Source organism: Bacillus sp. V3-13, from assembly GCF_002860165.1.
Taxonomy (GTDB): Bacteria; Bacillota; Bacilli; order Bacillales; family Cytobacillaceae; genus Bacillus_BJ.
The window spans coordinates 1-12,024 of record NZ_PGUZ01000014.1; the positions used below are offsets into that span (position 1 = coordinate 1).

General features: G+C 40.1%; 13 protein-coding genes. 10 read left to right on the forward strand and 3 right to left on the reverse strand.

What is annotated here, in order from left to right:
- The first annotated feature begins 84 nt into the window (after nt 1-84).
- Complete coding sequence (locus CU633_RS05755; RefSeq protein WP_101658776.1) at nt 85-1,287, forward strand: iron-containing alcohol dehydrogenase; 1,203 nt, start codon at nt 85-87, stop codon at nt 1,285-1,287.
- Nucleotides 1,288-1,472: 185 nt separating this feature from the next.
- Here CU633_RS05755 and CU633_RS05760 read toward each other — a convergent pair whose 3' ends face one another.
- Complete coding sequence (locus CU633_RS05760) at nt 1,473-2,624, reverse strand: epoxide hydrolase family protein (RefSeq protein ID WP_101658777.1); 1,152 nt, start codon at nt 2,622-2,624, stop codon at nt 1,473-1,475.
- Between the two features lie 306 nt (nt 2,625-2,930).
- Here CU633_RS05760 and CU633_RS05765 point away from each other — a divergent pair, with 306 nt between their 5' ends.
- From CU633_RS05765 to CU633_RS05785, 6 genes are all read left to right on the forward strand, one after another.
- On the forward strand, nt 2,931-3,497 hold the full coding sequence (locus tag CU633_RS05765) for a CGNR zinc finger domain-containing protein (RefSeq protein ID WP_101658778.1): 567 nt from the start codon (nt 2,931-2,933) through the stop codon (nt 3,495-3,497).
- A 181-nt stretch (nt 3,498-3,678) separates the two neighbouring features.
- Nucleotides 3,679-3,942 (forward strand): hypothetical protein, encoded by a 264-nt coding sequence (locus tag CU633_RS22525; protein ID WP_142383396.1) that lies wholly within the window; start codon nt 3,679-3,681, stop codon nt 3,940-3,942.
- Between the two features lie 106 nt (nt 3,943-4,048).
- Nucleotides 4,049-4,264, forward strand: coding sequence for a hypothetical protein (locus tag CU633_RS05770; RefSeq protein WP_219620948.1), 216 nt, complete (start codon nt 4,049-4,051; stop codon nt 4,262-4,264).
- A gap of 105 nt (nt 4,265-4,369) precedes the next feature.
- Nucleotides 4,370-4,873, forward strand: coding sequence for a YbaK/EbsC family protein (locus CU633_RS05775; RefSeq protein ID WP_101658780.1), 504 nt, complete (start codon nt 4,370-4,372; stop codon nt 4,871-4,873).
- 207 nt (nt 4,874-5,080) lie between these two features.
- Nucleotides 5,081-5,581 (forward strand): hypothetical protein, encoded by a 501-nt coding sequence (locus CU633_RS05780; protein ID WP_101658781.1) that lies wholly within the window; start codon nt 5,081-5,083, stop codon nt 5,579-5,581.
- A gap of 511 nt (nt 5,582-6,092) precedes the next feature.
- Nucleotides 6,093-6,524 carry a VOC family protein gene (locus CU633_RS05785; RefSeq protein ID WP_101658782.1) on the forward strand — a complete coding sequence of 144 codons (432 nt, stop codon included), beginning with the start codon at nt 6,093-6,095 and terminating at the stop codon, nt 6,522-6,524.
- Nucleotides 6,525-6,600: 76 nt separating this feature from the next.
- On the opposite strand, the gene CU633_RS05790 is transcribed toward CU633_RS05785, so the two are convergent.
- Together CU633_RS05790 and CU633_RS05795 are read right to left on the reverse strand one after the other, a co-directional pair.
- Nucleotides 6,601-7,284, reverse strand: a complete 684-nt coding sequence (locus CU633_RS05790; protein WP_101658783.1) for an LrgB family protein — start codon at nt 7,282-7,284, stop codon at nt 6,601-6,603.
- On the reverse strand, nt 7,281-7,646 hold the full coding sequence (locus tag CU633_RS05795; protein ID WP_101658784.1) for a CidA/LrgA family protein: 366 nt from the start codon (nt 7,644-7,646) through the stop codon (nt 7,281-7,283). Before CU633_RS05795 ends, CU633_RS05790 begins: the two co-directional genes overlap by 4 nt.
- Before the next feature lie 259 nt (nt 7,647-7,905).
- Here CU633_RS05795 and CU633_RS05800 point away from each other — a divergent pair, with 259 nt between their 5' ends.
- From CU633_RS05800 to CU633_RS05810, 3 genes are all read left to right on the forward strand, one after another.
- Nucleotides 7,906-9,582, forward strand: a complete 1,677-nt coding sequence (locus tag CU633_RS05800; RefSeq protein WP_101658785.1) for a helix-turn-helix domain-containing protein — start codon at nt 7,906-7,908, stop codon at nt 9,580-9,582.
- Between the two features lie 84 nt (nt 9,583-9,666).
- Nucleotides 9,667-11,115: an aldehyde dehydrogenase family protein gene (locus tag CU633_RS05805; RefSeq protein WP_101658786.1), complete on the forward strand. Its 1,449-nt coding sequence runs from the start codon at nt 9,667-9,669 to the stop codon at nt 11,113-11,115.
- A 17-nt stretch (nt 11,116-11,132) separates the two neighbouring features.
- Entirely contained in the window at nt 11,133-12,020 is an 888-nt protein-coding gene (locus tag CU633_RS05810; protein WP_101658787.1) for an NAD(P)-dependent oxidoreductase, read from the forward strand.
- The last annotated feature ends 4 nt before the right edge of the window (nt 12,021-12,024 follow it).

Here is a 12,024-nt window from a genome sequence, read left to right on the forward strand (position 1 = left end):
TTATAAACCCTCTGATATCAATGTATTTGCTTGATTTATATATTTAATTTTTGACAATACGGAATAAGTAAAGGAGGGCCTAATATGTCTTTTTCAAAACTGGTGTTCACACCGTTAAGCTATACAGAATGGGGTTCTATAGAGCAGCTCATTCCTGAGGTTGAAAAATACGGGGCTAACAATATCTTGTTAGTGACAGATCCTGTGCTGAAGCAAATTGGTTTGACAGACCGGGTAACGGTTCCGTTGCTGGAAAAAGGATTTGAGGTCGATATTTATACGGATATTGAGCCGGAACCTCCGCTTGAAGTAGGAGAAAAACTCGTCAAATATACGAGGGAGGGTCATTTCGACCTGGTGATCGGGTTGGGAGGCGGAAGCGCACTGGACTTGGCCAAGCTTGCAGCTGTTTTAGCGGAAAATGAAGGTCTGGCAGCAGACTATTTAAACCTTTCCGGCACAAAGCAAATATCGAAAAAAGGGCTGCCGAAAATCCTGATTCCGACCACATCGGGTACCGGTTCAGAAGTGACGAATATAGCGGTCCTGTCGTTGGAAAGCACGAAAGATGTTGTCACCCATGATTATTTGCTGGCTGATTCAGCGATCGTTGATCCGGAATTAACGTTGACGGTGCCAGCAAATGTTACAGCCGCCACGGGCGTTGACGCACTGACCCATGCAATTGAGGCATATGTGTCAGTCAATGCCAGCCCGACAACGGACGGATTGGCCCTGCAGGCGATTCGTTTGATAGCCCGGTCGATCAGGAAAGCTGTGACCGACGGGCAAAATAAACAAGCACGCATCGATATGAGCAATGGAAGTTTTATTGCCGGCCTTGCCTTTTTCAATGCCGGGGTAGCAGGCGTCCACGCACTTGCATATCCACTCGGCGGCCAGTTCCATATTCCGCATGGCGAATCCAATGCTGTTCTTCTGCCATATGTGATGGGGTATATAAGAAGCAGCTGTACGAAACGGATGGCTGACATTCTAAACGCTTTAGGAGGCAATTCAGCTTATTTGTCCGATGAAGAGGCTTCTTACAAATGTGTCGAAGAGCTTGAAAAACTGGTTGCCGACGTGGGAATCCCGCAAACATTGCAGGGATTCGGAATCCCGGAAAGCGCGCTTGAAAAATTAACCGAAGACGGAGCGAAGCAGAAGCGGCTGCTGGCAAGAAGCCCTTTGCCTTTGGACAAGGAAGATATTTTCCAAATCTATCAGTCTGCTTATCTGGGTAAAGTGAGCGAGCCATCCGGAACAAAATCTTACAATAAGTAAGTTTTAGGGAACCTGTTTTGTTAGAAAAGATACTTCATGTTCAGGAACCTGCGAAACGAATATTTGGTTTAAGGAAAAACGTCCTTGTGGCGTTTTTTTCAATTAAAAGGACTGTAACTTTTAATTTATTGTGTTTTTTTGGTGTTATCTATTAATATAGCGTACCAATTCAATAACAATAACCATTATCGAAAATACCTAAAGAATGATCGTATTTTTTCCGCAATCAGCTTCGGCTCTTCTTGTGCAACAAAATGTCCGCCTTTATGTAATTCTTCCCAACTATAGATATTGGGAAAGAGCCGTTCAACATATTCCCTCGGTGGGCGCTCGTGTTTTTGTGTCGCAGTCAATGACACACCATGAGGGACAGGAGAAATATCGTTTTCCCCCGGCCAGGCTGTATGTTTCCCTTCAAGATAATAACGGTTCGCAGAATTTATTGTTTGTGTGAACCAATAAATAGATACATTGGCCAATAGATCTTCTTTGCTGAAATGGTTTAGCAAATCCCCGCTTGGCGGACATGTCCAAAAATGCCACTTTTCCAGTATAAAAGCAGCTAAACCGATCGGGGAGTCATTTAAAGCATATGCTGCTGTCTGTGGCCTTGTACCGAGGATATGGGCATAGCCGCCTTCTTCGTTATACCATTGCTTTAAATAAGATAGAAATTCTTCTTCTGCTTCTGTTAATGCTGTGTCCTTGGAGATATAAGGACTTGGATTGCCAGGTGATGTCGTGTGGTACCCAATGACTTTATCAGGGTGATCGAGACACAGCAAACCTAAAATACTGGCTCCTAAATCATAGCCGTGAGCTCCGAATCTCTCATAGCCCAATCCGTTCATTAGTTTCACAAATAGATTAGCCGCCTGCCGGTCTTCAAATCCAGATGTTAATGGAATTTGCGAAAATCCATGTCCGGGAACTGAAGGAATGATGACGTCAAATGAATCTTCGCGGTTCCCACCGAACTTTTCCGGATCCGTCAGGTGAGGAATGAGCTCGAGCATTTCATAAAACGAACTGGGCCACCCATGAGGAATGATGATCGGAAGCGGATCAGAGCCTTTCCCTCGTTCATGGATAAAATGAACATCAACTCCATCAACTTCAGCGATATAATTTGAGAAAGAATTAATTTTACGTTCTGCCTTTCTCCAATCAAATTCGCTCTCCCAGTAAGTCTTGATGTCTTTCATGAATTCTAATGGAATGCCATACTCCCACTTGGCATCAATTATTTCATCGGGCCACCTCGTCAGTTTTAAGCGTCTGTTTAAGTTTTCGATTTCATCGTCGGGTATGTGGGTGGTGAAAGGCCGAATGTCCATATTAAGTCTCCTTTATGAAAAATGAATAGATTAGAAATTTAAGTAAAGCAGGGTGGAAATTAGGATTTATAGTCACAAGCTGGGCAACAGTATGTAGGAAAATGTGTATATAGCTAATAGATATAGCCGGCAATTATGAATACGAAAGATGTCATCGTAGTAAGTGTTCTGATAAACTGAAAAGAAAATGATCTTTCAAATGAAACTTATTTTTTGAAAGTGACCGATAAAAATTTTTAGTGGTTAACTAACCTATAAAATGATTTTAATGGTTAAATTATAAATGGTCAATAGGAGTGGTTTGTAATGGGGACTGGATACGACGAGCTTGAAATAATAGCAGACTTTTTAAATACCCATGATAAACGGATGCGTTTTGAAGGAGACCCTGGAATAGAGCTGTTAGAAAATACACGTCGACTACATGCATGGTTTATAAAGCATGATCTAATTTCTAAAGACGATGAGGTTTCTAATGACGATTTGCAAATGGCTCTGAAATTAAGAACCGAAATAAGAAGAACAATTAACAATCCTCACGATCAGCAAGCGGAATTTACAGTATTAAATGATTTTGTAAAACAATTTCAATTTACGATCGTTTTCGGCGAACAGGGAGCAAAGCTCCAACCTGTGCAAACAGGTGGAAAAAGAGGTATTGCTAACTTAATTGCATTGATTTTTGAAATCAAAAGGAAAGAATTGTCGTACCGTTTAAGGGTTTGTTCAGCAGAGGATTGCCAGTGGGTGTTTCTTGACCGCTCCCGGCCAGGGACGGGGAAGTGGTGTTCGATGAAAGCCTGTGGCAATCGGGCCAAGAATAAAGCGTTCAGACACAGGAATAAAGCGTTGGGAAAACCGGCTGTCAAATAGTGCAATGCCGTATTTATCATTTCGGGCGAGAAGACCCCTTCCTCAAGGAATGGGTCGGGCGTAGCCCAATGAGTATGGAGGGGATGAATCGCCCCTCCGAAGGAGAACGCTTTTCAATTGAAAAGGGAACATATATTCTGATAAAATATAGAATATAATTGTTTAGAAAGGAGCATGGATTATGGGTATAAAAACGTATTTTTCAAATCGAGTATATAAAAATACTCTTCCGAAAGAATATGTGGAAGCCACTAGCCATGCCCTTTTAGTGTTTAATAGAGCAAAACACTTTGCTTTCAGCACGACTATAAAAGAAAAGCGTTCCGGTCAAAATAGACGTCCAAAATCTATGCACCTTACGGTGAAAGAAAGATTCAATCTTGATGATTATTACGCAAATAGTGCTGTCCAAGAAGCATCTGCCATGCAAAAAAGCCTTACCTGAGTTAAACAAATTGCATGTTTCGAATGTTAATTCCAAGGGACAGCTTATTTCTTCATCGTCATTAAAATTCAATATTTTAGGAAAAACATCGGGTCAAATCTCTAAAATGATTGAGGCAGAGGCAATCGAATTAGTGAATATTGCCCATCGGGCAAACAAGCCGTTGGCTATTGAAAAATTAGATACGACAAAATCGAAAGTATCCCATCCATATGGAAATAAAAAAGCAAACTTCAAATTCAATATGTTTGCTTATAATAAAATGGTCTCAGCGATTAAATCAAGAGCTGAAAAAATGGGTGTAGCAGTATTCGGTCCATAAGGACAAACCGTATCCTCCCCCGGGCTCTACAGTTCACCTATTATTTTTTTCCCAGATGAGTGTGTTATTATTCTATATAACACCGATAGGGGAAGGATGAATAAGATGTCTTTGGAAAGTGTAAAAGCCCATTTTAGACAATGGGACCGTGAAGATGATGTGATGGAATTTGAATCATCGAGTGCTACTGTTGAACAGGCAGCCGACACAATTGGTGTCATTCCTGCCCGGATTGCGAAAACATTATCCTTCAGAGGAGAAGAAGAAAAAGCCATTTTAATCGTCGCTGCTGGAGATGCAAAAATCGATAACAAGAAATTCCGTCATACTTTTGGCTTCAAAGCACGTATGCTCACTCCTGATGAAGTGCTGGAGCAAACGGGACACATGATCGGCGGGGTTTGTCCATTTGGGTTAAAAAATGAACTTGATGTCTATCTGGATGTCTCCATGAAACGCTTCAAGACTCTTTTCCCGGCTTGTGGAAGCACTAACTCTGCAATAGAATTGACGATTGATGAATTATTTCAATATTCATTTGCAAAAGAATGGGTAGATGTTTGTAAAGGTTGGGAAGAGGCTGATCTAAGTGAAAAGGTAGCTCTGTAAAGGTGAACATTAAGTGAATGATGACAACCGAGATTTATTGGTAGCAACAAGGGAAGGGGCAGGTAGCCGCTTCCCGTTTGCATAATTTTGATTATCTTCTCAAAAGATGCTGGAAAAGATGTTGGCATTCATACCTTAACTACAATTATCTGTTAAGATGTGAGTAAGTGTAGCAGAAGATTTGATGAAAAAGTAGAAGCGAAAGGAATGGGTATTATAATGAAACGTATGCCATTCGAAAGTCCAACCGACCATTACGATGAACGCATTTTACCAATCGATGAACAAATCTGTGCTTTGCTGAGACAACGTAAGGATATCTCAAACAATGATCCAGGTTTTCCCCCTCTTGAAACTATCTCTAATTGGGCTGAAAAATTCGATCTGTATGAGGATCTGTTAACATCGCTATTTGGGATGCTAAGAAATGATGAAGAGTTTCGTCCGTATGTGGATCCGGTTGGTTTCCGAAAGAATATACCGATCTTAAAGTCAGTCGAAAACGGTGATCACCTATACTCGGTAACCTTTGTCAGGCAGTACGAAAATGCCAGTGTTGTAAATCTTAATATCGACTGGGAGGAAACAAACGAATCTCCTTCGTACTTACATAGGCACAGTTTTTTTGAATTGTTTCTCGGAGAGCAACTGTTGGCAGGCAAACACGACAAATCGTATCTTTGTTGGAACCTGGACAATTTAAGATAAAAGTTGAACAAAACAGAATCAAACGATTGTTTGATGAAAGTGCTGTTACGCAAAATGCTAAATGGTTAGCCGACTACTGGAGCAAAAAAAGCATTGCTGGGCTAATACCGATGCCTGCAGTTAGCTCCTTTAAGATCAGATCCTCTAAGCTTGGCACCTATCAGGTCACTTCCCCGACTAAATTGTTTCCGGTTCTTTTTATGAAGTGTTTTGGCACGTACGAGCTCACTTGTACGTATTAGTAAATAATTTACGCTCGCTCTATGCTCCTGCATATTAATATTTAGAATGAATTCCGGGCTTTGCCTAGTAAGACGTTCAATTTCTTCAATACATGCCTGTAAATCATTATGAATCGGTTGAGCTGCTTCTATGGTAAGCGCTTCATTTAAATATCATAGGTCGCTGCGGGGATTTTATGAGTTGTTGCAGACATATGTAATATATGGTAGTATACATAGGAACATTAGTTCTATTATGATTAAAAACTAACAAAAAAGAGGTGTCCAGTATGATTAAAGGGCTTTATCCTTATTTGGTTATGAATGGTAATGGGCAAGAAGCTGTAAAGTTTTATGAACATGCTTTGGAGGCGAAAGTTATGGGGCTTCAAACTTTTGGAGACATGCCTGAAAATCCGGAACACCCCATTCCAATTGAAGCAAAAGACCGTGTATTAAATGCACATTTGAAAGTTGGTAATACAGATCTAATGCTTTCTGATACATTCCCGGGTCAACCATATCAACTTGGATCACAAGTCACGATAGCGATGACCATAACCGATGTGGAAAAATCAAAAGAAGTATTCGGAAAACTACAAGAAGGCGGACAAGTAATCATGCCGCTTCAAGAAACATTCTGGAGTCCCTCATATGGACAAATAACAGACAAATTCGGTGTAACCTGGCAAATTTCTGCAGAGGTTGCTGATAATAAATAGCTTGAGTATCAATTTCGCTATGCAATATATCAATAAAAGGAGAGCTGCTTTGGCAGCTCTTTTGATCAATTCACATTCACAAAATGAGCGGCAGGATTGGCACTAACAAGGAAAGAAACAATGCAGAGGTAGTCATTGCTACGCTGCCCATTGCTCCTTCTTCTTCACCCCAATGCAGTGAACGGTTCGCCCCGAGCATTTGTGCTGAGGTCCCCATTGCCAATCCCTTGGCGGCTTTGCTGCGTATTCCCAATCGCTTTAATAATTTTGGACCAACGGTTAAGGAAACGAGACCTGAAAAAATCACAAAGAAAACGGTGGTTGACGTGTAACCTCCCAGTTCATTTGATAAGGTCAGGGCGATAGGAAGGGTGACGGACCGGGGGATTAATGATGCCATTAACTGTTCCTTTAAATGGAATATTTGTGCCAGCCCAATGACAGAAATGATCCCCAGCACCGTGCCACAAACTACGCCTGAACATATTTTTTTATAATTCTTCTTTAGAAAAGACCACTGTTTGTATAGCGGAACAGCTAGAGAGACAACCGCAAGTTCCAACAGCATATTAAAAATGAAACTTCCTTGCTGATAAGTTTCCTCATGGATATGAAAGGCAAGCAATAAAAAAATGAGAATCAAAGATGCGGTGTATAACGGATTTAGCCAATCTTTTTGATATTTACGATAAAGTTGAAAGCCTAACAAGTAGCATAATAGGGTGAAGACAATGCATAAAAATCCGGTAAAAGTAATCATTGTCCATTTCTCCTTTTTATTTTTTCATACCATTCTACAAAGAAAGCTGTGCCCAACAAACAGCACATGCTGCTCACAACTAGAATCAGGACGATGTTCCAATGCATGATCTGTTGCAAGCTTGGAGATAAGAAGAGACTTACAATGGGCGGAATAAATAGTAGTGTCAGGTGTTTTAACTGAAATGAAGCTGTTCTTTCTATCCAATCCAATTTAATAATGCCGGTTAACAGGAAAACGAACAGTAGTATCATGCCCACGACACTACCCGGTAAAGGGATGCGAAAGACAGCGACTGTACCGTAGCCAAGCAGCAGGAATGCTGAAATGATCAAAAGCTGAAGAAGCCAACTTAGCTTCACGTTTCGCCCTCCATCCTGTAAAGCTTTGTTTATTAGCTTAAAGGACTTGAAAATTTATTACATTATAGTTGTTATAAAATCTTCCATACTTTTTTAAAAAGTTATGAAAATCATGAAAGGAAATCTTACATTACATTTCACGTGGAGTCCGCAGGATATGCATAAGCAGATTTAGATTCGCGCAACGCAAGTTTGCGTTTTTTGTACAATAATTTATACTATTTGAAAAGCTCACCAACCATAAAGGAAATAGAGGTCAATGCTGTGTTTATGTTTATTTGTTGGAAATCTGGAATACGAGGAGGATCAAATATTGAAAACCTTGCATGCAAATGATAAGTTTACAAGATTGCTTGAATTAAACCGGGTTTTGACACAGAGCTTTGATTTTAAATTTGTTATTGATACGTTGGTACACGCAGCATATGAACTTATTGAAAAGGCAGACACCGTTATCCTTTATCATTGCCGGGAGGAAGCCAAGCTGTATTTTGCTTCAGGAGTTGGCGTGAATGAACAATGGATGAACCGGGTTGTTTTTTCACCTGAAGAGTCGTTAACAGGCTATACATATACAACTAAAAAACCGCAGCTAAGGACTGGTAATGAAGTTCTTGAATTTATGAAGACGATGTCGCAGGAAAACGTTTACTATTTTCTTAAAGGCGTCAATCATCGCATCATAAAAAGTACGATTTGTGTCCCTCTCCTCTACCGTGATCAATGCATCGGTGTGCTTGTCGTTGATAATTTTGAAACTGATAGCGACTTCCTCTCTGAAGATATTTATGTCATTGAATCTATCGCTGACCAGGCTGCGATTGCCATTATGAATTCCAAGCTTTATAAGGAATTAGAAGAAAAGAATCATCAATTGGAGAATTCCTTACTTATCCATCAGAAGTTCACACAACTTGTCTTGGAGGGCAAAGGTGTTGAACCGATACTAACTTTGCTTAGCCAATTTCTGCAATGCCCCGCATCATATTCCGAGTCAGCGCAAGATCCTTCACAAAGTTTTTCAATTACTCGAGGCCGCGACACCTTCGGTTTTATTGTGTTAAAAAAATCTCTCAATACTTTAACCAACATTGAAAAATCCGCCTTGGAACATGCGGCAACAGCGATAGCACTGGAACTTGTTAAACAAAATGATTTGTACGATAAAGAATTATCCATAAGAGAAGAGTTTTTTCAACAGCTGGTGGATGAACAATCAGTTACTTTGCTTACAAGTATGGTTCATCAGTTATCATGGAATCCTGAAGGAAAAATACAATGTATCTTAATTGATGGATATGAGGCACTCCTTTGGGATACAAAAGCGGTTCTTGAAAAAGCAAAGGTTATCCGTTCAATAGAACAAATTGCCCGTCTGAATTGCGAAAAGCCTCTTGTTTTTACAAAGGCATATCAAGTCATCATTGTGATCCCTTTCATAAAGAAAATGATCGGTGAAACGATCGCACATGCTATTATGAATCGATGGCCTGGTAAATGCGTGATAGGAATTGGGAGAGAAGTGTCTATCAAAGCAATCGGGGAATCATTGCATGAAGCCAAAGAGGCGGTGCATTATGGGAGAAAAAGAAAAACTCCACATGTAACTACATACTCAAATCTCGGATTCGAACGGTTATCGACCAAAATAGAGGCTACAGCAATAGACAGATTTATTGAGGATAGGCTCGGCATGCTTATGGAAATGAATCAAGAGTATTTTCATACTTTGGCAACCTATATTGATTTAAATGGAAGTAATAAAGATACAGTAGAAAAATTGCATATTCATTCGAATACTTTGTACTACCGCTTAAAGAAAATAGAAGAGACGCTAAATGTTTCTTTTCAAAATAAAGAGGATTGGCTAAATATCATGTTAGCTTATAAATTGTATGTTCAAAAAAAGATAATTGTGGATCAACACAAAAACTAGTTTAAATTTTTGTATAGGGACATATTACCTTCTAAAATTCAGAATATTATAATTTTAATAACTGAACGGGGAAGGAGATATAAAATGATCAAAACCTATCACAATTATATTAACGGCAAATGGGTAACTTCTGTTTCCGGAAAGACATTTCCCAGTATAAACCCTGCAAATCAGGAGGTATTAGGTTACTTCCAAACATCAACCGTCGAAGATGTGCAGGAAGCAATTAGAGCTGCTGAGGATGCTTTTCCCGGTTGGGCAAATACCCCCGCTCCAGTTCGCGGGGAAGTACTATTTAAACTTATTTATCACCTTGAAGAAGAAAAAGAAGAGCTTGCCAGAATTATTACAAAAGAAGTGGGCAAATCTTTGCGGGAATCAAGAGGAGAAGTTTTAAAAACAATCCAGGCAATGAAACAATTCAGTGGAGAAGCGACACGGTTAAATGGCGAAACTATTCCCTCCTACGATTCAAATATCTTTGGGTATACCGTAAGGGAACCGCTTGGTGTTGTTGGAGTGATCGCTCCTTTTAACTTCCCTTTAGGTATTGGAATTTGGAAAATCGCACCTGCCATAACGGCGGGAAATACAGTAATTTTTAAACCAGCAAGTACAACAACATTAATCAGTGTAAAAATTGTAGAATTGTTTGAGAAATCGGGTGTTCCGTCAGGAGTTATTAATATGGTAACCGGTTCTGGGTCTGTGATAGGAAAGGAACTTGGTGAAAATGTAAAGTTGAAAGCAGTTTCTTTCACGGGCTCAACAGATGTTGGAGTGGCACTGGGGAAAGCTGTAACGGCACACGGCGGGAAAATGCAGGCTGAAATGGGCGGGAAAAACCCTGCCATTATTCTTGAGGATGCAGATATAGACATGGCCGTAAATAGCATCGTAACAAGTGGATTCCTTGATAATGGACAGCGATGCACCGGAACGAGCCGCTTAATTGTTCCAAGATCGATCTCCAAAACAGTCATTCAAAAACTTGTGAAAAAAGCAGAGGCTTTAAAAATTGGAAATGGTTTTGAAGAAGGAGTAGATAATGGTCCGGTCATTGATGAAAATCAGTTAACCATATATTTGCATTATGTAAAAACCGCAATAGAGGAAGGCGCAGTTCTGGAAACCGGCGGAAAGCGGTTAACTGATGGGTACTTAGCGGATGGTTACTTTGTGGCACCGACAGTATTCAGCCAAGTTACTCCGAACATGATGATTGCAAAAGAAGAAATCTTTGGTCCTGTTATTGGTGTCATTGAAGTCGATTCATATGAAGAAGCGCTGGAAGTGGCGAACAATATAGAATTTGGCCTTTCCTCCACTATTTACACAAAGGATTTGCAAAAAGCATTTCATTTTGTGAGAAATATACAATCAGGAGTTACACATGTAAACTTACCGTCGACCTATTTTGAAAACCAATATCCTTTTGGCGGGAAAAAACAATCCAGTATAGGACCTCGGGAACAAGGAAGCACCGCACTCGATTTCTGGACTGAAATCAAGACAGTATATATCAATCCATAAATGAAAGGACAAAACCAATGAAAAATGCAGGGATAATCGGATGCGGTGCGATGGGAAGAGGAATGGTGAAAAATCTAATCAAGCATCAATATAATGTATTTGTTTATGATATTGACCCTGATATGCTGGCTATCGCAGAATCTTTGGGAGCAACGCCTAAAGAAAATATAAGTGAACTGGCTAAAGAAGTGGATTTTCTTCTAACTTCCTTGCCGAAACCGGAAATTTTAAAAGACGCTTTAACAGGTCCGAATGGTGCTATTCAGCATATGAACGCCCAGACATTTATATTGGATATGGGCACTACTGACGTCGGATTGACAAAAGAATTATATCAAACGGCGAAAGACTCAGATATTTTTTTCTTTGATTGCCCGGTGAGTAATGGCCCGGTGGGTGCTGAAAGTGGGACACTGACGATTATGGTGGGCGGGGAAGAGGAACATTATGAATCAATCGTGCCTGTTTTGCAGTCGGTTGGAAAAGAAATTCGTTATATCGGTCCTGCAGGATCGGGCCAGGTTGTAAAGCTTTGTAACAATATGGTTGTAGCAGGCATTATGGTATTACTGAGTGAAACATTGTTAACAGGAGTAAAAGCAGGAGTAGATGCGAAACAGATTGCAGAGGTAATGTCTATTGGTTCTGCCCAGAGTAAAGTACTGTCTGTTTTCGGGCCGAATTTGCTTCATGATACACATCAAAATATTAATTTCTTTTTAGGCCATATGGCAAAAGATGTTGGATTGTATACCGATTTAGCCAGGTATTCACAAGCACCTTCCTTACTTGGCTCAATGGTGCAGCAGCTTTTTGAGATTGCCAGAATACAAGGAAAAGGAAATCTTGATACAAGTGCGGTCGTTCAAGTAATTGAAACAATGGGACAGCAAAAAATAGTATAATCAT

Bases quoted from the DNA above. Each gene is read 5' to 3' on its own strand.
- CU633_RS05755 (WP_101658776.1), top strand. From the start codon at position 85: ATGTCTTTTTCAAAACTGGTGTTCACACCGTTAAGCTATACAGAATGG.
- CU633_RS05760 (WP_101658777.1), bottom strand. From the start codon at position 2,624: ATGGACATTCGGCCTTTCACCACCCACATACCCGACGATGAAATCGAA.
- CU633_RS05765 (WP_101658778.1), top strand. From the start codon at position 2,931: ATGGGGACTGGATACGACGAGCTTGAAATAATAGCAGACTTTTTAAAT.
- CU633_RS22525 (WP_142383396.1), top strand. From the start codon at position 3,679: ATGGGTATAAAAACGTATTTTTCAAATCGAGTATATAAAAATACTCTT.
- CU633_RS05770 (WP_219620948.1), top strand. From the start codon at position 4,049: ATGATTGAGGCAGAGGCAATCGAATTAGTGAATATTGCCCATCGGGCA.
- CU633_RS05775 (WP_101658780.1), top strand. From the start codon at position 4,370: ATGTCTTTGGAAAGTGTAAAAGCCCATTTTAGACAATGGGACCGTGAA.
- CU633_RS05780 (WP_101658781.1), top strand. From the start codon at position 5,081: ATGGGTATTATAATGAAACGTATGCCATTCGAAAGTCCAACCGACCAT.
- CU633_RS05785 (WP_101658782.1), top strand. From the start codon at position 6,093: ATGATTAAAGGGCTTTATCCTTATTTGGTTATGAATGGTAATGGGCAA.
- CU633_RS05790 (WP_101658783.1), bottom strand. From the start codon at position 7,284: ATGATTACTTTTACCGGATTTTTATGCATTGTCTTCACCCTATTATGC.
- CU633_RS05800 (WP_101658785.1), top strand. From the start codon at position 7,906: ATGCTGTGTTTATGTTTATTTGTTGGAAATCTGGAATACGAGGAGGAT.
- CU633_RS05805 (WP_101658786.1), top strand. From the start codon at position 9,667: ATGATCAAAACCTATCACAATTATATTAACGGCAAATGGGTAACTTCT.
- CU633_RS05810 (WP_101658787.1), top strand. From the start codon at position 11,133: ATGAAAAATGCAGGGATAATCGGATGCGGTGCGATGGGAAGAGGAATG.